The 25,664-nt window shown below is 64.3% G+C and carries 24 protein-coding genes; 14 read left to right on the forward strand and 10 right to left on the reverse strand.

Features of this window, described 5'->3' with window-relative positions; all coding sequences use genetic code 11:
* Positions 1 to 51: 51 nt before the first annotated feature.
* From ACE2AA_RS13735 to ACE2AA_RS13745, 3 genes are all read right to left on the reverse strand, one after another.
* Positions 52 to 803 (reverse strand): IS5 family transposase gene (locus tag ACE2AA_RS13735; RefSeq protein ID WP_395372112.1). Its coding sequence is split into 2 segments (ribosomal slippage): positions 52 to 473 and positions 473 to 803, totalling 753 coding nucleotides; the frame shifts between segments, so codons are not numbered across the junction.
* Between the two features lie 98 nt (positions 804 to 901).
* Positions 902 to 2,905 carry a potassium transporter Kup gene (locus ACE2AA_RS13740; protein WP_141262009.1) on the reverse strand — a complete coding sequence of 668 codons (2,004 nt, stop codon included), beginning with the start codon at positions 2,903 to 2,905 and terminating at the stop codon, positions 902 to 904.
* Between the two features lie 126 nt (positions 2,906 to 3,031).
* Positions 3,032 to 3,715, reverse strand: a complete 684-nt coding sequence (locus tag ACE2AA_RS13745; RefSeq protein WP_395370154.1) for a YggS family pyridoxal phosphate-dependent enzyme — start codon at positions 3,713 to 3,715, stop codon at positions 3,032 to 3,034.
* Between the two features lie 70 nt (positions 3,716 to 3,785).
* Here ACE2AA_RS13745 and ACE2AA_RS13750 point away from each other — a divergent pair, with 70 nt between their 5' ends.
* From ACE2AA_RS13750 to ACE2AA_RS13765, 4 genes are read left to right on the forward strand one after another with little or no spacing between them, the layout of a single operon-like run.
* Positions 3,786 to 5,120, forward strand: a complete 1,335-nt coding sequence (locus tag ACE2AA_RS13750; RefSeq protein WP_193557713.1) for an RsmB/NOP family class I SAM-dependent RNA methyltransferase — start codon at positions 3,786 to 3,788, stop codon at positions 5,118 to 5,120.
* Between the two features lie 60 nt (positions 5,121 to 5,180).
* The gene (rpe, locus tag ACE2AA_RS13755; RefSeq protein WP_395370156.1) at positions 5,181 to 5,858 is read left to right on the forward strand and encodes a ribulose-phosphate 3-epimerase; all 678 of its coding nucleotides are present in this window, start codon (positions 5,181 to 5,183) and stop codon (positions 5,856 to 5,858) included.
* 37 nt (positions 5,859 to 5,895) lie between these two features.
* Positions 5,896 to 7,569: a heparinase II/III family protein gene (locus ACE2AA_RS13760; RefSeq protein WP_395370157.1), complete on the forward strand. Its 1,674-nt coding sequence runs from the start codon at positions 5,896 to 5,898 to the stop codon at positions 7,567 to 7,569.
* Positions 7,566 to 8,714, forward strand: a complete 1,149-nt coding sequence (locus ACE2AA_RS13765) for a glycosyltransferase family 4 protein (protein WP_395370160.1) — start codon at positions 7,566 to 7,568, stop codon at positions 8,712 to 8,714. The genes ACE2AA_RS13760 and ACE2AA_RS13765 overlap by 4 nt, the downstream gene beginning before the upstream one ends.
* Before the next feature lie 118 nt (positions 8,715 to 8,832).
* Here ACE2AA_RS13765 and ACE2AA_RS13770 read toward each other — a convergent pair whose 3' ends face one another.
* Positions 8,833 to 9,381: a hypothetical protein gene (locus tag ACE2AA_RS13770; protein ID WP_395370162.1), complete on the reverse strand. Its 549-nt coding sequence runs from the start codon at positions 9,379 to 9,381 to the stop codon at positions 8,833 to 8,835.
* Positions 9,378 to 10,625 (reverse strand): aminopeptidase, encoded by a 1,248-nt coding sequence (locus ACE2AA_RS13775; RefSeq protein ID WP_141262016.1) that lies wholly within the window; start codon positions 10,623 to 10,625, stop codon positions 9,378 to 9,380. The genes ACE2AA_RS13770 and ACE2AA_RS13775 overlap by 4 nt, the downstream gene beginning before the upstream one ends.
* A 126-nt stretch (positions 10,626 to 10,751) precedes the next feature.
* Here ACE2AA_RS13775 and ACE2AA_RS13780 point away from each other — a divergent pair, with 126 nt between their 5' ends.
* The gene (locus tag ACE2AA_RS13780; RefSeq protein ID WP_141262017.1) at positions 10,752 to 11,090 is read left to right on the forward strand and encodes a Rieske (2Fe-2S) protein; all 339 of its coding nucleotides are present in this window, start codon (positions 10,752 to 10,754) and stop codon (positions 11,088 to 11,090) included.
* Here the strand turns inward: ACE2AA_RS13780 and ACE2AA_RS13785 are convergent.
* The 3 genes from ACE2AA_RS13785 to ACE2AA_RS13795 all read right to left on the reverse strand — a co-directional run bounded on the left by ACE2AA_RS13785 (position 11,053) and on the right by ACE2AA_RS13795 (position 13,617).
* Positions 11,053 to 11,574, reverse strand: coding sequence for a DUF4186 domain-containing protein (locus ACE2AA_RS13785; RefSeq protein ID WP_395370163.1), 522 nt, complete (start codon positions 11,572 to 11,574; stop codon positions 11,053 to 11,055). The genes ACE2AA_RS13780 and ACE2AA_RS13785 overlap by 38 nt on opposite strands.
* Before the next feature lie 11 nt (positions 11,575 to 11,585).
* The gene (tyrS, locus tag ACE2AA_RS13790) at positions 11,586 to 12,833 is read right to left on the reverse strand and encodes a tyrosine--tRNA ligase (protein ID WP_395372219.1); all 1,248 of its coding nucleotides are present in this window, start codon (positions 12,831 to 12,833) and stop codon (positions 11,586 to 11,588) included.
* A gap of 118 nt (positions 12,834 to 12,951) precedes the next feature.
* Positions 12,952 to 13,617 carry an alpha/beta hydrolase gene (locus tag ACE2AA_RS13795; protein ID WP_141262019.1) on the reverse strand — a complete coding sequence of 222 codons (666 nt, stop codon included), beginning with the start codon at positions 13,615 to 13,617 and terminating at the stop codon, positions 12,952 to 12,954.
* A 573-nt stretch (positions 13,618 to 14,190) separates the two neighbouring features.
* On the opposite strand from ACE2AA_RS13795, the gene ACE2AA_RS13800 reads away from it, so the two are divergent.
* From ACE2AA_RS13800 to ACE2AA_RS13840, 9 genes are all read left to right on the forward strand, one after another.
* Positions 14,191 to 15,327, forward strand: a complete 1,137-nt coding sequence (locus ACE2AA_RS13800) for a cysteine desulfurase family protein (RefSeq protein ID WP_395370164.1) — start codon at positions 14,191 to 14,193, stop codon at positions 15,325 to 15,327.
* The gene (locus ACE2AA_RS13805) at positions 15,324 to 16,511 is read left to right on the forward strand and encodes a cysteine desulfurase family protein (RefSeq protein ID WP_141302164.1); all 1,188 of its coding nucleotides are present in this window, start codon (positions 15,324 to 15,326) and stop codon (positions 16,509 to 16,511) included. The genes ACE2AA_RS13800 and ACE2AA_RS13805 overlap by 4 nt, the downstream gene beginning before the upstream one ends.
* A 35-nt stretch (positions 16,512 to 16,546) precedes the next feature.
* On the forward strand, positions 16,547 to 16,861 hold the full coding sequence (locus ACE2AA_RS13810; RefSeq protein WP_025437399.1) for a ferredoxin family 2Fe-2S iron-sulfur cluster binding protein: 315 nt from the start codon (positions 16,547 to 16,549) through the stop codon (positions 16,859 to 16,861).
* Positions 16,862 to 16,981: 120 nt separating this feature from the next.
* Positions 16,982 to 18,091: a tRNA 2-thiouridine(34) synthase MnmA gene (gene mnmA, locus ACE2AA_RS13815; protein ID WP_141262022.1), complete on the forward strand. Its 1,110-nt coding sequence runs from the start codon at positions 16,982 to 16,984 to the stop codon at positions 18,089 to 18,091.
* Positions 18,088 to 18,756, forward strand: a complete 669-nt coding sequence (locus ACE2AA_RS13820) for a glutathione S-transferase family protein (RefSeq protein WP_395370166.1) — start codon at positions 18,088 to 18,090, stop codon at positions 18,754 to 18,756. The genes mnmA and ACE2AA_RS13820 overlap by 4 nt, the downstream gene beginning before the upstream one ends.
* A 15-nt stretch (positions 18,757 to 18,771) precedes the next feature.
* Positions 18,772 to 19,869: a glycosyltransferase family 4 protein gene (locus ACE2AA_RS13825; protein ID WP_395372220.1), complete on the forward strand. Its 1,098-nt coding sequence runs from the start codon at positions 18,772 to 18,774 to the stop codon at positions 19,867 to 19,869.
* A gap of 120 nt (positions 19,870 to 19,989) precedes the next feature.
* The gene (locus ACE2AA_RS13830) at positions 19,990 to 20,991 is read left to right on the forward strand and encodes a GTP-binding protein (RefSeq protein WP_141262024.1); all 1,002 of its coding nucleotides are present in this window, start codon (positions 19,990 to 19,992) and stop codon (positions 20,989 to 20,991) included.
* A complete protein-coding gene (locus ACE2AA_RS13835; RefSeq protein WP_141262025.1) occupies positions 20,988 to 22,052 on the forward strand; it encodes a WD40 repeat domain-containing protein in 1,065 nt (354 codons plus the stop codon). The genes ACE2AA_RS13830 and ACE2AA_RS13835 overlap by 4 nt, the downstream gene beginning before the upstream one ends.
* Before the next feature lie 118 nt (positions 22,053 to 22,170).
* The gene (locus ACE2AA_RS13840) at positions 22,171 to 23,208 is read left to right on the forward strand and encodes a glycosyltransferase (protein ID WP_395370168.1); all 1,038 of its coding nucleotides are present in this window, start codon (positions 22,171 to 22,173) and stop codon (positions 23,206 to 23,208) included.
* Here the strand turns inward: ACE2AA_RS13840 and ACE2AA_RS13845 are convergent.
* Both ACE2AA_RS13845 and ACE2AA_RS13850 read right to left on the reverse strand, forming a co-directional pair.
* A complete protein-coding gene (locus ACE2AA_RS13845) occupies positions 23,191 to 24,546 on the reverse strand; it encodes a chloride channel protein (RefSeq protein WP_395370169.1) in 1,356 nt (451 codons plus the stop codon). The two genes, ACE2AA_RS13840 and ACE2AA_RS13845, sit on opposite strands and share 18 nt — an antisense overlap.
* Positions 24,547 to 24,751: 205 nt before the next feature.
* Positions 24,752 to 25,654, reverse strand: coding sequence for a cation diffusion facilitator family transporter (locus ACE2AA_RS13850; RefSeq protein ID WP_141262028.1), 903 nt, complete (start codon positions 25,652 to 25,654; stop codon positions 24,752 to 24,754).
* Positions 25,655 to 25,664: the final 10 nt, after the last annotated feature.

Consider the following 25,664-nt stretch of genomic DNA (forward strand, 5'->3'; position numbering starts at 1 on the left):
TTTTTCAAAAAGCTTCAAAAAGAATGCCGCCTTTCTGGGGCCTGTTGGGAATTATCTTGAATTAATGATTGCGCCAACGAGATAGATCATGGCTTCGAATGATCTGTCTGTTTTTTCGCTGCGCATGGCGATGCGCTTGAACTCCTTGAGCTTGCAGAAGAAGTTCTCAATGAGATGGCGTGCTTTGAACAGGGCCCCATCGAACGGGCGTCTGTCGAGGCGGTTTTTGCGCTGGGGGATGGCCACGCAGGCCCCTTGCGCGCGTATGGCGTCCACGATCCAGTGGACATCGAAAGCCTTGTCAGCAAGAATTCCTTTAAAATCAGCTGGTTCGAGAAGAGGCGCAACGCCGACCGTATCGTAATGCTGGCCGGGGATAAGCGTGAAGCGGACCAGATTACCCAAGGCGTCGGTCATGGCGATGATCTTCGTTGACCACCCCGTTACACTCCGCCCTATCGCCTGGCTTCGGGTCCCCCTTTTGCGCCCTGGCCGTGGCGGTGAACCCGGACCACCGTGCCGTCAATCATCGCGTATTCCATGTCGGGATCATCGGAGACAGCCTCGAAAATCTTCTGGAAAACACCGGCTTTCGTCCAGTCGCTGTAGCGCGAATAAACCGAGTTCCAATGTCCGAAATACGTCGGCAGGTCCCGCCACGGACTACCGGTCCGGGCGATCCACAGGACCGCCTCGATGAAGAGGCGGTTATCCTTCCCGCTGCGTCCCTGATCCGTCTTCTTGCCAAGGCACAGCGGTTCCATTTTCGCCCATTGGGCATCCGTCAGTATGAAGCGATCCATATGGTCTTTGAAACACATCATGGCCCTTTAGAAAACTCAATTCCCAACAGCCCCTGGAAAAAGACGGCACCCAAAAACTATTATTCTGTTCAGGAATGTCAGATCGCCAGCCGCACGCCCAGCTCCACCACGCGGTCAGGCGGAATACGGAAGAATTCCGTAGCCGGCGTCGCGTTGCGCGCCATGAACAGGAACAGCGACATCCGCCACCGCGACAGCTTGGGCACGGACGAGCGTACAAGCAGTTCGCGGCTGGTGAAATAGGATGCCTGCAACGCATCGAAATCCAGCCCGCTGGCCTTCAGGTCCTCCAGCGCGCGGGGCAGGTTGGGCATTTCCATGAAACCGTAGCGCAGGATGATCCGGTAGATGTCGGGGGCCAGTTCCTGCAACGCCACACGGTGGCCGTGGTCGGCTTCGGGCTGGTCCAGCGTCTGCACGGTCACGAACAGCACGTGGTCGTGCAGCACCTTGTTGTGCTTGAGGTTGTGCAGCAGGCAGGCAGGCACGAAATCCGGGTTCCCGGTCATGTACACCGCCGTGCCCGGCACGCGGATGATGCGTGATTGTGGCAGGCGGGCCAGGAACGAGTTCATCGGCATGCTGTCCTGCTTCTGCCGGTTCATGATCAGCTGGCGGCCCTTTTTCCACGTCGTCATCATAAGCGTCAGCACGATGCCCAGCAGCACCGGCACCCAGCCGCCCTGCGGGATCTTGAGCGCGTTGGATGCGAAGAATGTCGTATCCAGCAGGAAGAAGCCGCCGAATGTCGCGATCGAGGCGGCGCGTGACCAGTGGTACAGCCTGCGGAACACCACCATCGCCAGAACGCAGGTGCACATGAACGTGCCCGTCACCGCAATGCCATAGGCCGAAGCCAGCGCGTCCGAACTGCGGAAGGCCAGCACCAGCAGCAGGGCACCGACCATCAGGAAGCGGTTGAATTCCGGCAGGTAGATCTGGCCTTCTTCTTCCGCATTGGTGTGGGTGACGCGCATGCGCGGCAGGTAGCCCAGCTGGATGATCTGGCGGCACAGCGAGAACCCGCCCGAAATGCCTGCCTGGCTGGCAATGACGGTGGCAAAGGTGGACAGGATGATCATCGGCACCTGCAGCCAGTGGGGGCCAAGCAGGAAGAACGGGTTGGCCAGCGCCTTGGGGTCCGAAATGATCAGCGCGCCCTGGCCCAGATAATTCAGCGCAAGGCAGGGCAGCACGCAGAACAGCCACGCATACCGGATGGGCTGGCGGCCGAAATGCCCCATGTCGGCATATAGTGCTTCCGCCCCCGTGACCGACAGCACGACCGACCCCAGGGCAATGAACGACAGCCACCCGTGATAGACGATGAACTGCACCGCATAGGTGGGCGATATGGCCAGCAGTACGGCGGGGTGATGCAGGATCTGCAGCCCCCCCAGTATGCCCAGCAGGCTGAACCACACCAGCATGATCGGCCCGAATATGGTGCCCACCTTGCCCGTGCCGTAGCACTGGACCGAAAACAGCCCGACCAGCACCATCAGCGCGATGGGGATGACAAGGTCACGGGCAGCGGGGAAGCTGACCTCCAGCCCTTCTACCGCCGAAAGCACGGAAATGGCGGGGGTGATCATGCCATCGCCAAAGAACAGGCAGGCCCCGCCAATGCCAACCATGCCCAGTGCGATGCGCAGCCGGTTGCTGGGCGCGACACGTTGGGCAAGGGACATGAGCGAGATGATCCCGCCTTCGCCATTATGATCGGCGCGCATGATCAGGATGACGTATTTCACCGTCACGATCAGCAGCAGCGACCAGATGATCAGGCTCAGGACGCCCAGCACCTCCCACGGCTCGATCCTGTGGTGCTGCGATACGACCATGATGGTCGAACGCAGGGCGTAAATCGGGCTTGTGCCGATATCACCAAACACCACGCCCAGCACGCCCAGCAGGGCGGCGAAGCCCACGGGATTGGCCGCGTGTTCGTGCTGGTCCGCGCCATATTCGGTAATCTTGGGCGCGGTCGTGGCCTTGTTGTCCACGGCAGTTGCGGGATGACCTGCGCCATCCGGCGTCGTCGGGGATCCGGGGGCAGAAGGCCCCGTGGGTTGCGTCATGTCGTGACGGCTCCGCGGCAATGAAGACAGAAAACCGGCATCACATCGCGACCGGATAGTTTCGCATTACCGTCTCGCCCCATGCGCAGCAAGGGCCGTCTCCGCTCAGGTGCCATTCAGGCACGTTCAGGCATGGGCCGGACGGGCACCGAAAATCGCACTGCCCACCCGCACCAGTGTCGCGCCACAGGCAATCGCGCGTTCGAAATCGGCCGACATGCCCATGGATACCACCGGTAGCCCGTGCCGCGCCGCCATGTCCGCCAGCAGCCGGAAATGCGCTGTCGGATCCTGGTCATGCGGCGGGATGCACATGAGGCCACGCACCCTGTCGCCAAAGCGTGTCATGCTGGCGGTGATGAAGGCATCGGCTTCTTCCAGCCTCACGCCCGATTTCTGGGTCTCGTCGCCGGTGTTCACCTGCACCAGCAGGTCGGGCAGGCGGCCTGCCTTCTCACCCGCGCGCGCAATCGCGTCCGCCAGGGAAGGGCGGTCCAGACTTTCGATCATGTCCGCGATCCTGACAGCCTCCAGCGCCTTGTTGGTCTGCAGCCCACCGATGATGTGCAGCCGCAGGTCGGGCCAGCGTTCGCGCAGGTCAGGGAATTTCGCGGCGGCTTCCTGCACGCGGTTTTCACCGAATATCCGCTGTCCCGCCTCCAGCGCCGCGATGACGCTGGCCTGTGGATGGAACTTGGAAACAGCCACGAGTTCAATGGTGGAAGGGTCGCGGCCCGCCGCCTGTGCACTGGCGGCGATGCGGGCATGGATACCCGTCAGGGCATCCGCTATGGATGTGGATGTTGACATGGCTCTAGGCTTGGCCTGAATACCTCCCCGGTCAAGCCCCCGCATGTCGCAGCTTTCAGGTCAGGATTACATGAAGCCTTCCCCGTCCCCGTCACCCCGCCCCGCTGGCCGCCGTCCCGATAAAGGCCGCCCCGACCGGCGCGGTGGCAAGGTCGCCCCTGATCCCACGCGGGACATCGCTTTCGATATCATCGAGGGCGTGATCGTCCATCGCCGCATGCTTGATACGTCACTGGATCACTCGGTCGCCGCCCGCACGGCGGAACCGCGTGACCGTGCAGCCGGCCACAGGCTGGCCGCCACCGTGCTGCGGCACATGGGCACCGCGAATGAAGTGCTGTCCCCTTTCCTGAAGCGTGAACCGCCCGAACCGGTGCGCGTGGTGCTGCTGATCGGGGTGGCGCAGCTCCTGTTCCTTGATACGCCCGCACATGCCGCCGTGGCGACATCCGTCGCCCTTGCGCGCAGGCGGGGGCTGGTGCCGTTCGCAGGATTGGTCAACGCGGTGCTGCGGCGCGTGGCCGCAGGCGGGACGCAGGCGCTGGAGGGGCTGGACCAGGCGCGGCTGGATGTGCCGCCGTGGCTGTGGCAGTCGTGGGGGAAGCTTGCGCGTCCCATCGCCCGTGCGCTGGGTCATGAGCCGCCGCTGGACCTGACCATCCGCCCCGACGCCGAAGCCCCGCCGGGTGGCGAGGTCATGCCGGGTGGCAGCGTGCGCTTTGCGGCAGGGGCGGTGAAGGTCGTGGACCTGCCCGGCTTTGCCGAAGGGGCATTCTGGGTGCAGGACATGGCGGCCAGCCTGCCCGCGCGGCTGCTGGCCGCACAGCCGGGGGAACGCGTGGCCGATCTGTGCGCGGCGCCGGGTGGCAAGACCGCCCAGCTGGCCTTTACAGGGGCGGAGGTGTTCGCCATTGAACGAGAAGGCCGCCGTATCGAACGCCTGCGTGCGAATCTGGCACGCCTTGGGCTGTCGGGCGTGAAGGTGATCCATGAAGACGCGGCGCAGTGGCGGCCAGATGCCCCGCTGGACGCAATCCTGCTGGATGCGCCGTGTTCGGCCACCGGCACCATCCGCCGCCATCCCGACGCCATGTGGATCAAACGCCCGCGCGACATCACCACCATGACCGAAGGACAGGACCGGCTGCTGGCCGCCAGCCGCGATATGCTGCGACCGGGCGGACGCGTGGTCTATGCAGTATGCTCGCTGCAACCCGAGGAAGGGGAACAGCGTGCGCTGGCCGCAGCTGCGATGGGGCTGGTCCCCGATCCCTTTACGCCAGAGGAACTGGCCTTCCTGCCGCAGGCCCGCACGCCGGAGGGCTGGCTGCGCACCCATCCGGGCATGCTGGCGGATCATGGTGGGATGGACGGCTTCTTCGCCGCGCGATTCCGTCGCGCCTGACCGGACGGGGTGAATGAGGAAAGATTCGCGTTAGTCATTGATTGCTGTTAAAAAACAGGCATGGCTGCTCTCGAAACACCCCTTATTGCCCCCAGCGTCCTGTCGGCCGATTTCTCCCGCATGGCGGAAGAAGTCGCCGCTGTCGAACATGCTGGCGCGGACTGGCTGCATCTGGATGTCATGGATGGGCATTTCGTGCCCAACCTGTCCATGGGGCCGCAACTGATCAAGGCGCTTCGTCCGAAATCGAAGCTGCCGTTTGACGTGCACCTGATGATTGCACCTGTCGATCCGTATATCGAAGCCTTCGCGAAGGCCGGGGCCGACCATATCCATCTGCATGTGGAAGCCGGTCCCCATACCCACCGTTCGCTCCAGCATGTGCGTGATCATGGGGTGAAGCCCGGTATCGCCATCTGTCCAGCCACCCCGCCCGAAGCGGTGGGTGAGGTGCTGGACCTGGTGGACATGATCCTGGTCATGACGGTCAACCCCGGTTTTGGTGGCCAGAAATTCCTGACCAGCCAGCTGCGCAAGATCGAGACCCTGCGCCGCATGGCGGATGCGACGGGACGTGACATCCGCATCGGGGTCGATGGCGGCATCACGCCACAGACCGCGCCGCTGGCTGTTGCCGCTGGCGCTGACATGCTGGTCGCAGGCACGGCCGTGTACGGGCAGGATGATTACGCCGCCGCCATAAAGAACCTACGGACCGGGATGCATAACCCGGCGTGAGGGTATGGTCCCTGATGTATCGGAGGGATAAGGCCCCATGCCGCTGAAGCGTCTGGCGCGGGGCGCGCGCCTGTCCTTTGCGCGGATGCCCCTGCTGGGGGGGGGCAGGCGCCTGCCTGTCGCACCCGTCCATAACGTGCGTGACCTGTGGCCGGGCGACCCGGCGGCGGGTGCGCAGCTTGCCCGTGGCAGCCTGACATGGGCGGGCTATACCCACCCCGTAGGGCCCGGGCAGTGGAATTCGCCTGATTTCGAACCCGCTTTTCGCGAAGGGCTGCTCAGTTTCCGCTGGTTGCGTGACCTGCGCGCGGTGGGCACCGATGCCGCGCGGCTGAAGGCGCGCGCGCTGGTTGATGACTGGCTGCACCATCCCGCGCAGGATCCGCTGGCGCTGGAATGCGGCGTGATTGGCGCACGTGTCGCGGCGTGGCTGGGGCATTACGATTTCTTTGCCGCGTCGGCCAGCGATTCCTTCCGCCAGCGCCTCATGGCCCGCATCCTGGTCGAAGGGCGCACCATTGCCGCCCTCATGCCGCCCGAACGGCATGGCTGGCAGTCCCTGACCGCGCTGAAGGGACTGCTGGCTGTGGCCGTGGCCATGCCGGAATATACCGGTTTCCTGACCCGGTACCGCCGCTATATCGATAACGAGGTGGAAAGCCAGATCCTGCCCGATGGCTGGCATATCGAACGCAGCCCCGAAGTGCAGTTGCGCGCCGTGCGGGAACTGGCGGAAATGCGGGCCATGATGCAGGCGGTGCAGCATGCGCTGCCACATTCGGTGGCCATCGCACTGGACAAGATGAGTCCCGTGCTGCGTGCAATGCGGCATGGGGACGGGGGACTTGCCCTGTTCAACGGCAGCCATGAACGTAGCGCAACACTGATTGAGATGGTGCTGTCACAGGCCACGCGTACCCGCGTCGTGGCCCATTCCATGCCGGATGGCGGTTTCATGCGCATGCAGGCCATGCGGTCGCTGCTGCTGGTGGATGTGGGGATTCCCGCACCCCCTGAATATGACCGTAACGCGCATGCTGGTACGCTTTCATTCGAATTTTCCTGTGCGCGCCAGCGTCTGATCGTCAACTGCGGCGGTGGCGTGCTGCCAGCGTGGAAAGAGGCCCTGCGCCAGACAGCCGCCCATTCCGTCGTGGTGGTGGAAGACATGTCGTCGTCCGAATTCGGGCCGGATGGGACGGTGCGGCGCAGGCCGGCCCATGTGGACGTGGACCATGCCGTGGCCGAGGGCGCGCACTGGCTGAACCTGTCACATGATGGCTACCATCCCTCGGCCGGGGTTACGTATTACCGCAGGCTGTACCTGGGTGGGGATGGCGAAGTCCTGCGCGGGGAGGAAATGCTGGAAGGCGAGCGCGAGGTCGCCTTCGTCCTGCGTCTGCATCTGCATCCATCGGTCACGGCGGTCGATGCGCAGGATGGCTCCATCCTGCTGGAGGCGGGTGAACAGCACTGGCGCTTCCGTGCGGCGGGTGGTGATGTCACCATCGAGGACAGCGTCTATTCCGGCGGCCAGGTCCCGCAGCCTACCGTGCAACTGGTCGTGCGTGTTGATCCCACCGCGCGCCGGCAGGCCGGGGAAGGGGACGGCGACGACACCCGGATCACGCAGGCTGATGGGCCGCCGGGCAAGGTGCGGCAGGTGGTGCGCTGGGCGCTCAGGCGTGAAAAGCTGCTGCTGCTGGCATGAAGATCCTTGAAATCACGAATGTTGATTTCTCGTTACGCCAGTTTCTCTTTCCTCTCATGCGGGCGCTGCGCGACGCAGGGCATGATGTAGTCGGGGTCTGTGCCGATGGCCCCCTGCTGGATGGCGTGCGGGCACACGGCCTGCGGGTCGAAACCGTGCCCATGTCACGTACCCTGTCCCCCCTTGCGCAATGGCGGGCGTGGCGGGGACTGGTGCGCCTGATCCGGGCGGAAAAGCCTGATATGGTCCATGCCCACATGCCCATAAGCGGCCTGCTGGCTCGTTTCGCAGCATGGTGGTGTGGTGTGCCCTGCATTGCCTATACCTGCCATGGTTTCCTGTTCAACCAGCCGGGATCAGGGGCGCGGCGCGCCATGGCCCTTGCGCTGGAATGGCTGGCGGGACGGGTGACCGACATCTACCTGACCGTGTCGGACAGGGAAGCCCGCGATGCCCGCAGGCTGCATATTCACCCCCATGCCACGGCCATTGGTAACGGACGCGACCCGGCCATTTTCCACCCCATGCCCGAACAGCGCGCGGCAATGCGGGCGCGGATGGGGGTGGAAACTGGGCAGGTTGTCATCCTGGCCGTCTCCCGTCTGGTGCGGGGAAAAGGCTATCCCGAACTGCTGGCGGCCATGCGCGGCCTGCCCGATAACGCGGTATTGTGGGTGGTGGGCACACGCCTGCCCAGTGACCGCGGCGTGGATCTTGGCGCATGTTTTGCTGCGGCCCGTGCGGCCCCTGGCGCCAGGATGGTCATGTTTGGATACCGCGAGGACGTGGCGTCGATCATGGCGGCTGCGGACATCTTCGTCCTGCCCAGCCATTTCGAGGGCCTGCCGATGAGCGTGATCGAAGCCATGTTGTGTGGCCTGCCGGTGGTGGCAAGCGACATTTCCGGCCCGTGCGAGCAGGTGGTGGCGGGCGAGACCGGCCTGCTGGTGCCACCGGGCGATGTCGCGCGGCTTTCTGCTGCGCTGGACCTTATGGTGCATGATGGCGCGTTGCGTCAGCGCATGGGTGAAGCAGGGCGGATACGTGCGCTGCAGCGGTATGTGCAGGCCGACATCATGGTGCGTACCACGGCCCTGCTGACGGCGGGGTGTCCTGCAGATCAGGGAATATCCCGCCAGTCATAAAGAAGTTCTTGGTGCAGCTTTTTCAAAAAGCGTCAGGAAGACGCCGCCTTTTGGAAAAGAGGCGGCACCTAAAAACGTTTACTGTGTTTTATAAACAGATTGTCCTGCAGGATTCGGTTTAACGCTCCGGGGTCTGCTGCTGCTGGCTGTCACCGCCGCCCATGATCTGGATCAGCGCCTGCGTCTGTGCCGCATGGGACTTGAGCAGGCTGACATTGTCCGGGTTCAGCGGCGGCATTGATTTGCTGTCCTGCGCGGGGTGCTGCATCACGGCGGCAGTCATGCCAAAGGTGGTGATGCCCATGACGAATTCACGCGCCGTCATGTGTCCCTGCTTCAGGATTGGCTCAAGCTGGGGCATGGCTTCCGTGCGCCTGATGGTGTCTTCAAGCGACATGTTCGGTGTTTCAGGGGGCGAGATGCGCGAATTGCGGATCTGTTCCATCACCGGTGTCATGCGTGTGAAGAAATCCCTGGGCAGTTTATACCGCGCCACGGTTTCCATGTCATGCTGGATGGCGGCCTGCTGTGCGGCGCTGGGGGCCTGCTGCGTCATCTGCTGCGTGGGCTGCTGGGCCATGGCGGGGTGCATGGCAGCAGGCATGTGGGTCAGGGCAAGGGCGCATGTGGTGGCCAAAAGCGCCTTGCGCACGAAGGAAGTAGTCATGGCTGGTTGCTCCATTCGCCCTGTCTCATCAGGGGTTCGCGGGTGCCGTCATGGTTGATGGCGTCCACATCGATCTTGCTGGACCCGATCATCCAGTCAATATGGATAAAGCTGGTATTGGCTCCCTGCTGCGCCAGATGGGCTTCGGTCAGGTTGTCGGTGTCCAGCATGCATTTGGCATAGGACTGGCCAAGGGCGATGTGGCTTGCCGCATTTTCATCAAACAGCGTGTTGCGGAACAGGATGCCGCTTTCGGAAATGGGGGATGACGCGGGCACCAGTGCTACTTCACCCAGCCTGCGCGCGCCGTCATCGGTATCCAGTATGCGTTCGAGCACATCCTGCCCGGTGCGGGCGTGGGCTTTGACAATGCGGCCGTCTTCAAAACGTACGGCGATATCGTCAATCAGCGTACCCTGGTGGAACAGCGGCTTGGTCGCGCGCACTGTCCCGCTGACCTTGCGGGCGTGGGGGGTGGTGAACACTTCCTCGGTCGGGATGTTGGGGTTGCATATGATGCCGTTGCCCGCAGGTTCCGCGCCTCCGGCCCATGCATGCCCGTCGGCCAGTCCCACGGTCAGGTCCGTGTCCGGCCCGCTGAAATGCAGGGCCGCGAAACGACGTTCGTTCAGCCACGTCGCGCGCTTGTGCAGGCGGGCGTTATGGGTTTTCCATTCGGCCACCGGGTCATCCACCATGACGCGGGATGCCTGGAAAATCGCATCCCACAACCGGCTGACCGCCGCATCTGCCGACAGGTCGGGAAAGACCTGCTGCGCCCATGCGGGCGTGGCGAAGGCCACGATGTTCCAGTTGATGGCGAAGCGGGTGATGAGTTCCATGGCCGGACGCCCCGCGCGCGATGCGGCGCGGCCAACGCGGGAGACGCGTTCGGCGTTTTCATTGGCCAGCAGCACGGGGTTGGCCCCCGTGATCGCCATGCGCGCGGCCCCCTTGCGGTAGGCATTGGCCATGCCATCCTGCAGCCAGTCGGCGGCGGTATCCAGCGTATCGTCGGCGGCGTGATGGAAGCGGGCCAGTGTCGCCACGTCATCGGCATAGAATGGCGTCACCAGCGATGCGCCTGCCTTGTAGGCATGTTCGGTTATACGGCGGACCAGCGGCACGGCGTCCAGCGGGGCCGTAATCAGCAACTGCTGACCATGTGCGATATTGACGCCAACCCGGACGGCGACTTCAGCCAGACGGTCCAGAAGATGTTCATGCTGGGGGGAAAGAACCATGCGTCATCATATCCTGTTAATGTTGGCCGGTACGCCGCATGCCTGCGACAGGGCGCAGGCACGATAGACGACGCACCCCATTCACGTAAGATGGTAACTGCGCAGCAGGCGGAAGGCATGAGTTCAATGAAACAGACGTTACCGGGTTCCCGTCCCCTGTGCGCAGTATCCGCCGCGCGGGAAGAACCCCGGCGGGTCATATGCGATGGCCGGGCGCTGGTGGTGTGGATGGTGGAAGACGACCGTCCTGCCGTGCTGGATGACCGCTGCCCCCACGGCAATGCCCGGCTTTCCGCCGGTTACGTGCTGTATGGCCGTATCGTCTGCCCGCTGCATATGTGGACCTTCGGCCCCGATGGACGTGCGCAGGCCCCCGGTGGCCGGATGGAGGCGGCAGGACCGATGCCGCAATCATACGAATGCTGGATCAGCGGGGATCAGGTCTGGGCGCGGATTGGGGCGTAGGGGCTGCCGCATCATGTCTGATCCATTCCTGTATGACCGACAGGATATAGGCCTGCTGCTGCGTATCCAGTGGCTGGCCCGCGGGCATGGCGTGCCATTTGGCAACACAGCCCCGGCAGCAGGTGCCGGTGGCATGCTGGGCAATGAAGACCGGGTGTCCCCGCCACGGGGTCTGCCGGCCGTCCCTGTCCGGGTGGGCGGGGGCGAGTCGGGTGGCGATGAAATCCGCCGCGTGCGCCATGACTTCCGGCAGTCCCCGCTTTGCCAGATAATCCCGTTCCTTTGCCCCAAGGTGAAAGCGTGCGCGGAAACGTGAATGGGCCAGTCGGTCCCACAATTCCCGTGGCACGGCAGGCAGGGACAGCAGGTCAGGCGTGGCCGGGCGTGGGCTTTGTGGTGGGGCAGGGGACGGTGGCGCGGCGGGTGCGAACAGGTCGGGCTGTTGCGCCTGCGCCCTGTCCCGTCCTGCCCGCCTGCGTGTCATGGCCGTGCCGTTCAGGCCGGCTGGACCAGGATATGGCGCTTGCGGCCCGATGACAGCTTGAGCGACCCGTCAATCAGGTCACTGTCGGACACGACCTGCGCCTCGTCCTTGATCACCACGTCATTCACCCGCGCCCCCCCGCCACGGATCAGGCGACGGGCCTCCCCGTTGCTTGCGGCAAAACCGGCTTCCACAAACAGGCGGAAGGCGGGCACGCCTTCGGTCAGCAGGGCGGCGGGCAGATGAACGGTGGGCAGGGCGCTCGCGGTCACGGCCCCTTCTTCAAACGTGCGGCGTGCGGCCTCGGCGGCTTCTTCGGCGGCGGCACGGCCGTGGCACAGGGCGGTGGCCTCGGTGGCGAGGACTTTTTTCGCTTCATTGATTTCCGCGCCCCCAAGGGCGGCCAGACGGTCACATTCCCCGATTGGCAGTTCGGTGAACAGCTTGAGGAAGCGACCGACATCCGCATCTTCCACATTGCGCCAGAACTGCCAGTAATCGAATATGGGCAGCCGCTGTGCCGACAGCCAGACAGCGCCCTGCGCCGTCTTGCCCATCTTTGCGCCGGAACTTGTGGTCAGCAGTGGCGTTGTCAGGCCGAATACCTGCGCGCCATTCATCCTGCGCACCAGGTCGATACCCGATACGATGTTGCCCCACTGGTCCGATCCCCCCATCTGAAGGGTCACGCCATGACGGCTGTTGAGCTCACGGAAATCGTAGGACTGCAGGATGGAGTAATTGAACTCCAGGAACGTCAGCCCCTGCTCACGCTCCAGCCGCGACCGGACCGAGTCGAAGGACAGCATGCGGTTGACGGAAAAATGGATGCCCACATCACGCAGCAGGTCGATGTAGGACAGTCTGTCCAGCCAGTCGGCATTGTTGGCCAGCAAGGGGTCGGCAGGGCCTGTTCCCAGCGGCAGGAACTGCCTCAGGCAGGCTTCCACCCCACGCATGTTGGTGGCGATGGTTTCCACCGTCATGAGCTTGCGCGCTTCCTCCCGGAAGGAGGGATCGCCGATCTTGGCCGTGCCGCCCCCCACCAGGGCCACGGGGCGGTGGCCATGGCGGTGCATCAGGCGCAGCATCATGATCTGGATCAGGCTGCCCACGTGCAGGCTGTCCGCCGTGGGATCGAAACCGATATAGCCCCCCACCGGACCGGCCTGCATGGCGGCGTCAAGCGCATCCATGTCGGTGCACTGGAAAATGAAGCCGCGTGCTTCGGCTTCCCGGAGGAATTCACTCTTGGGCATGATCTGTTCCGCGCTGTGATAGGCATCGCTGGCCGGGCCGCCCCGGCGCGGACCAGCCTCTAGCATGTTCACGGCCCATCATGGAACAGCCCGGCCCGACCGGGATGGGTTATGGGCGTCAGTCAGCGGCCAGCGCCAGCGCCTTGCGGTTCATGACCGTGCTGACATGGTCTTCCAGCGCCTCGGCCACCTCATCGGCATGGTTGGCGAAGACGTGGTCGGCACCCTTGAATATGCGATAGTCCACGGTAACACCCTTCTGGGTGTTCAGCTTGTCAACCAGCTTGCGCACGGCGGGTTCGGGCACCAGTTCGTCGTTTTCCCCCGCGATCATGAGCCCGCCACACGGGCACGGCGCAAGGAAGCCGAAATCATAGTGGTTGGCGGGGGGCGCCACGCTGATCCAGCCCGTGATTTCGGGGCGGCGCATGAGCAGCTGCATGCCGACGAACGCACCGAACGAATATCCCGCGATCCACAGGCCGCTGGCGTTCGGGTTGACCATCTGCATCCAGTCAAGGGCTGCTGCAGCATCCGAAATCTCGCCAATGCCACCGTCATAACGCCCCTGCGAGCGGCCAACGCCGCGCGAATTGTAACGCATGACCGAGAAGCCCATTTTCTCGAACGCGCGGTACATCGCATAGGTGATGCGGTTATTCATGGTTCCGCCATGCAGCGGGTGGGGATGAAGTACCAGCGCAAGCGGCGCGTTGGGCGCGCTTGAATGATGGTATCGACCTTCCAGGCGGCCATCAGGGCCGGCAAACATGACCTCAGGCATAGGTATCCCGCATTTGCATTTCCCCGCGCATTCCAGGCATTGCAGCGGGAAAGGTTGCTGTTACAGCCCGCCCGACCGGCGATGCCCCGTCAGGTCGGCAGGCAGAGAAAATGCTGTCTTCCGGTGTCATCCGTGCCGGAAGCAGGAATACGCCGTGTATTCGTCCGGTGGTGGTGGCACGAAAAACAGAATTGATCCGGTCTGGTCAGCCAGACCGAAAGTATACCAACCCGCCAGATAATGGGCCTGTTGCCTACCTGACATAAAGTGCGTCTTTGGCAGGCGTGCCCTGCGCGGGGGGCAGATATGGTAATGCGTCGTGTTCACCCGGCAGGGGGAAAGGTTTTCCGTGTCGGGCCGGGTGTGTCGTGTCGGTTCGCTCTCCTTGCCATGGCCCGGATCACGGGCGGGCGACATTGAGGCAGCGGTATGGGAAAGGTGCTGACACCCACCATAACACGTTGCAATAAATATTATGTTGCGCTGCCTTATAGCGGTGTGGATTCACAAAATGCCAGATAAATCGTAATCCACCTCGCAAAACGACTTGGCGTAACCATATGGCTGGACAGCATGAACACCCGACGCGACAGTTTGACCTACCTTGACGCCAACGCGTCCGAACCGCTTCGGGCTCAGGCCCTGACGGCCATGGTGTCGGCGGCTGGAGTGGTGGGTAATCCGTCATCCGTTCACCGTGCGGGACGGGCCGCGCGCGCCGTGCTGGAAACCGCGCGGGAGGATCTGGCCACCCTGTTCGGGGTAGCGGCTGAAAACTGTGTCCTGACCTCCGGCGGGACGGAGGCGAACGTGCTGGCCGTTACCGGTCAGGCACAGGGCAGGCGCGTGCTGGTGGGGGCGACCGAACACGACGCCGTACGCGGTGCCGTGCGGGCGCAGGTGGTGCCGGTGCGGCCCGATGGCGTGCTGGAGCACGGGGCGCTGGAACGTATGCTGGAGGCCGATGGGGGCACGCCCGCGCTGGTCTGTGTCATGCTGGCCAATAACGAAACCGGCGTCATCAACCCCGTGCGGGAAATCGCAGCATTGTGCCATGCCCATGGCGCGCTGGTGCATGTGGACGCTGTGCAGGCGGCAGGGCGCATTCCCTTCAGCATCGGGGAACTGGGCGCGGACAGCATCGCGATCTCAGGCCATAAATTCGGCGGGCCCAAGGGGGCTGGCGCGCTGTTGCTGGCCGGGTCGCGGTTCCATGCCCTGACCCCGCTTCTGGCCGGGGGGGGACAGGAACAGGGACGGCGCGGCGGTACTCCCGCGCTGCCCGCCATTGCCGGCATGGCTGCCGCAGCCCGAATGGCGGTATCGGACATGGCGCAGCAGGCTGGCAGGCTTGCCACATGGCGCGACCGGATCGAAGCGGCGGCGGTGGCCGCTGGCGCGCAGGTGTGCGGTGAAAGCGCGCCACGTCTGGCCAATACCACCAGCCTGCTGCTGCCAGGGCGGCGGGCGCAGACGCAGTTGATCGCGCTGGATATGGCGGGGTACTGCGTCTCTGCCGGGTCGGCATGTTCATCGGGCAAGGTCACGCGTTCACATGTGCTGGATGCCATGGGGTTCGGGGATGACGCAGGCTGCGCAATCCGTGTGTCCCTGCCATGGTCAGTGACACAGGGGCAGGTGGATGGCTTCATCGCGGCCTATACGGCCATGGCCGCCCGGTTGCCCGCGCTGCAGGCGGGGGCGGCATGACTGTATCTTCCGACCTGATTTATCTCGATTATCAGGCCACCACGCCGTGCGACCCGCGCGTGGTGGCGGAAATGATGCCGTGGTTTACCGACAGCTTCGCCAATCCCCACAGCCTTGACCACGCGGCGGGGCGTGCGGCGCATGACGCGGTGGAACAGGCCCGTGCCGACGTGGCTGCGATACTGGGTGCGGACGTGCGTGAAATCGTGCTGACATCCGGTGCGACGGAAGCCAACAACATCGCCATCAAGGGCGCGGTGCGTCACCTGCTGGAGCGCGGGGATGCGCGCAGGCGGGTCATCACGGTTGCGACCGAACATAAATGCGTGCTGGAATCGGTGCGTGACCTTGCGCGTGAAGGATGCGAGCCGGTGATCCTACCGGTCCGGCCCGATGGCACGCTGGACCCCGCCGTGCTGGCCGAAGCGCTGTCCGTGCCGACGCTACTGGTCAGCATCATGGCCGCCAATAACGAGACCGGGGTAGTCCAGGACATCGCGGCCCTTGCGCCCATTGTCCGCAGGGCGGGCGCGCTGCTGCACAGTGATCTGGCGCAGGCGGTGGGCAAGGTGGATGTGGACGTGCGGGCATGGGATCTCGATCTGGCGTCCGTGTCGGGACACAAGCTGTACGGGCCGAAAGGGGTGGGGGCGCTGTTCGTGCGCCGCAGGCCGCGCGTGCGGCTGACCCCGCTGTTTTCCGGCGGCGGGCAGGAACGCGGGCTGCGTTCGGGCACGCTGCCCGCGCCGCTTGTGATCGGATTCGGGGCGGCATGCCGCATAGCGCGTGACGAAGGCGCCGCGGAACGCGCGCGGGTTGCGCAATTGCGTGACCGGCTGCTGGCGGCGTTAAGGGCGGGATGCGACGGTGTGCATGTCCATGGCGCGATGTCGGAAGGTGGGCGGCTGGCGGGTAACCTGAACCTGCGCTTTGACGGTGTGCGGGCGCTGGACCTGATGGCGGCAGCGCCACGGCTGTGCCTGTCCACGGGATCGGCCTGTTCCTCGGCCGAAATGATGCCATCCTACGTGCTGACGGCCATGGGGCTGGATGGAGTTCAGGCCGCCGGAGGCTTGCGTCTGGCCGTCGGACGCTATACCTCAGCCGCCGACGTGGATCGCGCGGCGGCGATCCTGTGCCAGGCTGTGGCACGCTGCCGCGCGGATGGCAGTTCTTCGCCATGAGTAACGGGCGAATGGTAGCAGGCAGGATGACAAAGATGGCGCATATAACATTCATCGAGCGTGACGGCACCCGCCGCGAAGTTGCGGCCCCGCTGGGTCTGTCGGTTCTGGAAATCGCCCACAAGAACGGGATCGACCTTGAGGGCGCATGCGAAGGCTCGCTGGCCTGCGCCACATGCCATGTGGTGGTGGACCCCGAATGGGCGCCGAAGCTGACACCGCCGACCGAGGACGAGGAAGATATGCTCGACCTGGCCTTCGGTCTGGAAAAGACATCCCGTCTGGGCTGCCAGATCGTGATGACCGAGGCACTTGACGGTCTGGTGGTGCGCCTGCCGCGCACGTCCTGACCGGCGGCCTGATGATACACCGCGCGTCATAAGATGCGCGCAACATGATGTTTGACGTGCGATGCCCGGGGGCGGATAGTCCTGCGGGCATTGCCTGTCATTGGGAAGTGGAACCAAGCCATGCGCATTCTTGTGGCCATGTCCGGCGGGGTGGACAGCTCTGTCGTTGCCGCCCGTCTGGTGGACGAGGGGCACGAGGTGATCGGCGCGACCCTCCAGCTGTATGATTCGCGCGAAAGTACGAAAAAGGGCGCATGCTGCGCGGGTCGCGACATTCACGACGCCCGGCGGGTGGCCGACCGGCTGGGCATTCCCCATTACGTCATCGATGCCGAACGTCGCTTCCATGACAGCGTCATCGGCACCTTCGCCGATGCGTATGCGGCGGGCGAAACCCCGGTGCCGTGCGTTGCATGCAATCAGGGCGTGAAGTTTACCGACCTGCTGGGCATGGCGCGCGACCTTGGGGTGGACGCCATGGCGACCGGTCATTACGTCCGCCGCGTGGACGGGCCGGATGGCGTGGAAATGCACCGCCCCGTTGATGCCGGGCGTGACCAGTCATGGTTCCTGTTTGCCACAACCCGCGACCAGCTTGATTTCCTGCGCTTTCCGCTGGGTGACATGCCCGATAAGGCCGCCGTGCGGGCGGAAGCCGAACGCTTTGGCCTGGCGGTCGCAGCCAAGCCCGACAGTCAGGACCTGTGTTTCGTAACCGACGGCTCATATGCCGGACTGGTTGAAAAACTGCGCCCGGACGTAATGGGGGGTGGTGAAATCGTGGACCAGTCCGGCCATGTCGTGGGCCAGCACGAAGGTGTGACCCGCTACACCGTGGGGCAGAGCAGGCGGCTGGGCAACGCCGCCATGCGCGATGGCGCGCGCCAGATGGTGGTGGGAATCGAGCCCGCCAGCAGGCGCGTGGTGATTGGCCCGCGGGCGCAGGCCGTGGCTCATACGCTGATGCTGCGTGACATGAACTGGCTGGTGCCCCCGCCGGGACCACAGGGCATGCGCTGTGCGGTGCAGATCCGCGCGCGTGAAGCCGCCCGCCCTGCCACCGTATGGCAGGCGGCCGGCAATGGCGCGCGGGTGGAACTGGATGATGGGGCCGTGCCCGCACCGGGACAGGCCTGCGTGATGTATGATGGCACACGGGTGCTGGGCGGTGGCTTCATCCGCCGGGCGGAAGCTGTGCAGGCCGGAAGTGAAGGGAAGGCGGCGTCATGAGTGATGGTATTCTGGTCATTGGCACGCGACGGTATTCGTCATGGTCGCTGCGCGGGTGGCTGGCGGTGCGTCTGGCGGGGCTGGACGTGCGCGAACAACTGATCCCGCTGGCCGATAACGGGGAAACCCCGGCCATCCGCACCATTTCCCCCAATGGCAAGGTGCCCTATCTGGAACATAACGGCGTTGCGGTGTGGGAAAGCATCGCGATCTGTGAATACTGCGCCGAACAGGCCCCCGGCCTGTGGCCGGGTGATGTGCGCCAGCGCGCCTATGCCCGCAGCATCTCGGCTGAAATGCATGCAGGCTTCCGCGCGGTGCGGCAGGCCATGCCCATGAATATCGGCCGCGACAACCGACCGCTTGCGGCGGGCACCACGCCGGACATTGATGCCGACATCGCCCGCATTGACGCCATCTGGACCGAGGCTCGTCTGGACTTTGGCAAGGATGGTCCCTTCCTGTTCGGTGCGACGTTCGGCATGGCGGATGCCATGTTTGCGCCCATCGTATCGCGCTTCCTGTCCTATGGCATCAGCCCGTCACCGGAATCGCGGGCTTACATGACCGCCGTGCGCGCCCATCCGCTGGTGGATGACTGGTACCAGAAGGCGTTGCAGGAACCAAAGGAATGGCAGCAGTCCCGTTTTGAGGACATTGGCTGAGACCCGTCCATGATCATGCCATGGCGCGTGGCGGTGGTACTGCCCGCGCGAGAAGGATTCTCTCCCGGTGCCGTGGGGGCGATCGGGTTGCAGGTGGCAGCCCTTGCGGGGACGCAGGATGTGATCGTGGGGCCTCCGCTGGATGGGCCATCCCTGCTGCCGGACCATGAATACCGTGCGGTCACACCCGGATTGTGGCCACCGGGGCGTCGCAGCGTGCGTTATGCCGCGGCTGCTGCGCGCGCGGTGGCCGACATGGGTGCCGCCGTTGTGGAGGTCCATAACCGCCCCGATACCGCCCGGTACATTGCCCGTCACCGACCCGGACAGCGCGTGCTGCTGGTGCTGCATAATGACCCGCAGGGTATGCGCGGGGCCGAAACTCCTTTGTCGCGCCGCGATCTGCTGCGGTTGATGGATGTGGCCTGCGTATCTGGCTGGGTGCGTAGCCGGTTTCTTGATGGTCTGCCCGCAGCCTGCGCCCGACAGGTCGGGCTGTCCCCCAATGGCGTGATATTGCCTGCAATGGTGCCCCCCATGGCGCAGCGTGCGCGCCGGGTGCTGTTTGCCGGGCGCGTGGTGGCGGACAAGGGAGCGGACCTGTTTGTCGCGGCCTGCGCGCAGATTGCGCCCCAATATCCTGACTGGGGTTTCAGCATGATCGGCGCCGACCGTTTCCGCGCCGATGCACCACTGACCCCGTTCGTGTCCGACCTGTGGCCCGGGGCTGCGGCGGCTGGGGTGGACATGGCAGGATACAGGCCCCATGCGGATGTGCTGGCGGCCATGGGGCAGGCTGCCATCGTGGTCGTGCCCAGCCGCTGGCCCGAACCATTCGGCATGACGGCGCTGGAAGCCATGGCTGCCGGCGCGGCGTTGATCGCGGCCCCGGTGGGCGGCCTGCCCGAAGTGGTGGGCAATGGCGGCCTGCTGTATGCGCCCGAACCCGCAACGGGGCTGGCCCGTGCCATGGCCGGGTTGATGGACAGCCTGCCCGCGCGTGAAGACCTTGCCGCACGCGGTCGGGTGCAGGCCGCGCGTTTCAGTATCGAACACGCCCGTGCATGCCGGGCGGCTATGCGCGATGCAGCCCTGCACCGGCGCGGGGCCTGACCTTCTTTTCCGTTTTTCTGTGCTGCCGGGTATGGGACACGCCGCCCCATGGCCCTATATCTGGGCAGACAAGGCTTACGCCACGCATGATGCAGGCAATTTGAAAAGACCGGAGGCCACATGTCCGATACCGTTCAGGCGTCGCCCGACGCCGCAGCCCAGAACACCCTTGTGCCGGTTACGGTGCTGACGGGATTCCTGGGCGCTGGCAAGACGACGCTGCTCAACCATATCCTGACGGCACAACATGGCCGCAAATACGCCGTGGTGGTGAACGAGTTCGGTGAACTCGGCGTGGACAACGACCTCGTGGTGGATGCCGATGAGGAAGTGTTCGAAATGAACAACGGCTGCATCTGCTGCACCGTGCGCGGCGACCTGATTCGCATTCTCGGCAACCTCATGAAACGTCGGGCGAAGTTTGACGGCATCATTGTCGAGACAACCGGCCTGGCCGATCCCGCCCCCGTCGCCCAGACCTTCTTTGTTGACGAGGACGTGCGCGGCAAGACCCGGCTGGACGCCGTGGTTACGGTGGTTGATGCCTACAACGTCATCCAGACGCTGGATGAAAGCCCTGAAGCGGTGAACCAGATCGCGTTTGCCGATGTCATCATCCTCAACAAGACCGACCTTGTGGATGAAGTGGCGCTGGCGACCATCGAATCGCGCATCCGGTCCATCAACGCTGTCGCCCGCCTCCATCGTGCGCAGCGCGGCGACGTGCCGCTGTCCGATGTGCTGGATCAGGGCGGCTTCGACCTGCAGCGCGCGCTGGAACATGCGCCGCGTTTTCTTGAGGACACCAGCCATTCTCATGAAGCGGACGTGACCTCCCTGTCCTATGAAGTGGAAGAACCGCTGGACGCGGCCAAGTTTCAGGCATGGATCGGCGCGGTGCTGCAGGAACAGGGGGCCGATATCCTGCGTGCCAAGGGGATCCTGAATTATGCGGGCGAGGACCAGCGCTTCGCCTTTCAGGCCGTGCACATGATGGCCGATGGCGGCTTCATCGGTCCATGGAAGGAAGGCGAGCCGCGTGTCTCCCGCCTTGTTTTCATTGGCCGCAATCTCAATCGTCCGCAGCTTCGCCGCGGTTTTGAAAGCTGCCGTGCGAAATGAGCGATACCGTGAATGATACCATCCCCGCCACCGGCCTGCTGGAACGCCGTGGGGCCATGCGCCAGCTGGAAGGCCAGATCACCGGCTGCACCATCTCACGCGACAGCCAGCAGGTGGCCTTCGCCACCGGTGAGGGCGATATCGCCGTGGCGGACCGGGCCGACTGGGGACAGTCGGATGCATGGAATGTCATGACCGTGCATGACGGCGCGATCCTTGCCATTGCGCCTGATGCCGCCCCTACCGGCTTCCTGACCGGTGGCGATGACAATGCCCTGCGCCGCGTCGCTGCTGATGGCAGCGTAAGCGACCTTGCGAAAGGTCGCCGCTGGGTCGAGCACATCACGACATGGAGCAACGGCAAGGGCGGCGTGATTGCCTTTTCATCGGGCAAGCAGGTCGAACTGCGCGACGCCGACGGGCACACGACCCTGAAGGTGCTGGATCATCCCTCCACCGTCAGCGGCATCGTGTTCGACGCCAAGGGCAAGCGCATCGCGGCTTCGCATTACAACGGCGCGTCGATGTGGTTTGTACAGGCTAAGGTGGACACCGTGCGGCCGCTGGAATGGAAAGGCAGCCATATCGGCATCGCCATTCACCCGGCGGGCGAGGCGCTGGTGACCTCCATGCAGGAATCGGAACTGCATGGCTGGCGGCTGTCGGACGGGCACAACATGCGCATGAGCGGTTATCCGTCCAAGGTGCAGTCCATGGCCTTTACCCGTAATGGCAAATGGCTGGTGACCAGCGGGGCGGACACGATCGTGATGTGGCCGTTCTTTGGCGGCGGTCCGATGGGCAAGCCCCCGGCGGAGGCCGGTGGCCTGCCGGGTGTCATGTGCACCCGTGTCGCCTGCCACCCCGTCCACGATATCGTGGCGGCGGGGTTTGCCGACGGGTCGGTGCTGATGGCCGATACCGGGGCACAGCGTATCCTGCCGGTATGCATTGGGGGTTCCGGCGCGGTAACGGCGCTGGAATTCAGCCCCGATGGCTGTTGCCTTGCCTTTGGCTCGGAAGATGGCCGCGCGTGCGTGGTGGACCTGAGCGCCAAATAAAGCCGGATAAGAAGTAATAAAAGTTTTTTTGGATGCCGTCTTTTTTCAAAAAGGCGGCGTTCGCTGAAGCTTTCTAAAAAAAGTTTCACCAAAAACTTTTCATGAATTGCGGGGCGTTATGCGCGTACTCCATATCATGGCGGCCCGGGGCAATGGTGGCGCTGAACTGTATTCCACTGATGTCATGCTCAGCCTGCATGCGGCGGGGCTTATGCAATGTGTGGTCATGCACCCTGCTGCCCCCCGCGGCAGGGAACTGCAAAAGGCAGGAATGGCGGTGGAGACATGGCCGCTGCGCCTGCCGCTGCGGCCCCTGATCCGCCATGCGCTGCGGGGCCTGATCGAACGCATGCAGCCCGACCTGATCCATTGCTGGCTGCGCCGTGCGGCGGAACTGGTGCCCGCGCATACGGGTGTCCCGGTTATTGGCTGGTTTGGCAATTACAAGGACCTGCGCCCTTTCGCGCATTGTGACTGGTTTGTGGGCTGCACGCCCGACATGGCGCAGTCCATGCGCGAACGCGGCGCGCCGGAAGACCGGGTGGCCTATGTGCCTACCTTTTCCTCTGTCACGGCCCGGCAGCCGGTCTCCCGCCGGTCGCTGGATACACCGGATGATGCGCCGGTGCTGCTGGTGCTGTCGCGGCTGCATCCGGCCAAGGGGCTGGAAACGCTGCTGGATGGGCTGACCCTGCTGCCGCGCTGTCATGTGTGGCTGGCGGGGGAAGGGGAACTGAAGGACGCGCTTGCAGCACAGGCGGTCCGTCTGGGCATTGCGGACCGGGTGCACTTCCTTGGCTGGCGGTCCGATCGCGGGGCGTTGCTGGCGGCGGCCGACATCTGCGTGCTGCCGTCGCGTTATGAACCTTTTGGTACCGTCATTCTGGATGCATGGTCGGCGGATGTGCCGCTGGTGGCGTGTGCCGCCGCCGGTCCCCGGGCGCATGTGCGTGATGGTGATAATGGCATGCTGGTGCCGATTGATGACGCGCCCGCGCTGGCTGCCGCCATACAGTGCGTGCTGGATGACCCGGTGCTGTCCGCACGCATCGTGGCGGGCGGCAGGCAGGATTATCAGGCGCGTTTTACCCGTCAGGCCGTAACGGAACAGTGGCTTGCGCTGTATGAACGCGTGCTGTCAGCGCGCGACAGGTAGCGGCGGCGCAGGCGGCGGGCGGGGCGTCACGATCGGGGGCTTGGGTGCAGTGGCCATGCCGTCAAGGAAGGCTTCGGCCAGGGCTGCGTAAAGCGGCTGTGAACAGATCATGCGCGAGACGCCATAGGCCAGGAACGACGTGGCCAGCAGCGCCAGCGTTACCTGCTGGTTGTCGCACATTTCCATCACGATGACGGATGCGGTCAGCGGCGACTGCACCACGGCGGAAAAATAGGCCACCGTGCCCAGCAGTACCACCGCCCCCGGCGTGGTATGCGGCAGGAACTGCGCGACCCAGCCCCCAAATCCCGCCCCGATGGCAAGCGACGGCGCAAACAGTCCACCCGGAATGCCCGAACAGTAGGAAATGATGGTGGCGATGAACTTCAGGATGAAGAAGGAGGCAGGATAATGCGTCTTGCCTTCAATGATTTCATGCGCCTGTTCGTAACCGGTGCCATAGGTGATCCCGTCCGACGCGATGCCGATCACCGCCAGCAGCAGCCCGCAGGTGGCGGCGAACGCCACTGGCCTGCTACGGGCAAAGCGTCCCAGTCCGCCGGGCAGGCCACGCGTGGCCCGGATCAGGATGGCGGAGAACACGCCGCCCCCGATCCCGCCAAGGATGCCGCAGGTCGGCACCGCGATCCAGCTTATGCCAATCGGCACCACCACGTCCGTATGCCCGAAATAGCTGTAGTTTCCCACCAGGGCGATGGCCGTCACACCCGACAGGATCTCCCCGGTCAGCATGGTGCCGCTGGTGCGCTGTTCGAAGGAATGGCTGAGTTCCTCGATCGCGAACACGATACCGGCCAGCGGCGTATTGAACGCAGCCGATACCCCAGACGCCCCGCCGGCCAGGATTAGCCCGCGCCGCATGCTGACGGTGGACAGGTTCAGCCACCGCCCGCAGGCATGCATGATGGCGGCGCCGATCTGCACGCTCGGCCCCTCACGCCCGATGGAGCCACCCGCCACCAGCCCCAGCGTGGTCAGCACGATCTTGCCCGCCGCCACCCGGAGGGACAGCAGGCGGTCGATGATGGCAAAGTTTTCAAGGTGCAGGGAGGCGATGGTCTGCGGGATGCCGCTGCCCTGCGCGCCCCGGAACCATGTGCGTGTCAGCCACGTGGACAGCGCCAGCCCCCCCGGTGTCAGGACCAGCATGATCCACGGGCTGATGGCGATGATGTGGTTACGCACCGTGGCCGCCGCGTCCGCCGCCATGGCGAAGCCCACCGCGACCACGCCGACCACCACGGCCGCCGCCCAGCACGCCAGCTTGCGCCGCCACTGTTCGGTGGTGATGCGGGCGGAACGACGCAGGTGGCGCATATGCTTCCTGCGGATTTCAGTAAGGTCGGTTCGCATTACCGGTAATGTACTTTCAGCAACGGCACTGACAGTTAAAACCGGGCGGGAACAGTCCGGTTGCGGGACAAGGATAGCATTTATCGCAACCCGGACGGCCATTCCTGACACGTCCGGCCTGTGGTTTCCCGGCCCGTGGCCGCCCGGTCAGGGGCATGGGACGGGGGGATCAGGGCAGCACCAGCACGCCGGTGTGCTTGGCCTTGCGTTCGGGTTCGACGTGGATGTTGATCAGCGCATCACCCACGCCCGCGCGCAGGCCGTCCTCGATATGGTCGCAGATATGATGGGCATCCTCTACGCTCATGGTGCCCGGCACCACAAGGTGGAATTCGATGAATGTCATGGCGCCCACGATACGCGCGCGGATGTCATGGGCCTCGATCGCGCCGGTGGCGGTGTGGGAAATGATCGAACGGATTTCCGCCAGCGTCCCGGAATCGGGGGCTTCGTCCATAAGCCCCGCGATGGAGGTGCGCATCATGTCCCATCCCGTGCGCAGCACGTTCACTGCGATCAGCGCGGCCAGCAGCGGGTCCAGCCACAGCCATCCCGTCAGCGGGATCAGGATGAAGCCGCCAATCAGCACTGCCGACGTCCACACATCGGACAGCACATGGTGCCCGCTGGCGACAAGGGCGGGGGAATGATGCGCACGTCCCATGCGCATGAGAAACAGCCCCCACCCCAGATTGAGCAGCCCGGCCCCGCCATTGAGCGAAATGCCCGTTAGCGAATCCTCGGGCGGGTGCATGTGCGTAAAGCCCACCCATGCCTCATGCGCGATGGTAAAGGCGGTGATGACCACCAGCACCCCTTCCGCCACGGCGGACAGGTACTCGGCCTTGTAATGCCCATAGGTATGGTTGTGGTCGGGCGGCAGGCTGGCCACCCGCAGCGCCCACAGCCCCGCCACGGCGGAAACCACGTTGATGATCGTCTCGATCGCATCGGAATACAGCGCGATGCTGCCTGTCACCCGCCATGCCGCGTATTTCATGCCCAGCGCGATGATGCTGACCACAACGCTGCACCATGCCGCGCGTATCTTGGTATTGGTGTTGGAAAACATATCGGACAGG

The organism is Komagataeibacter diospyri, assembly GCF_043995075.1.
GTDB classification, from domain to species: Bacteria; Pseudomonadota; Alphaproteobacteria; order Acetobacterales; family Acetobacteraceae; genus Komagataeibacter; species Komagataeibacter diospyri.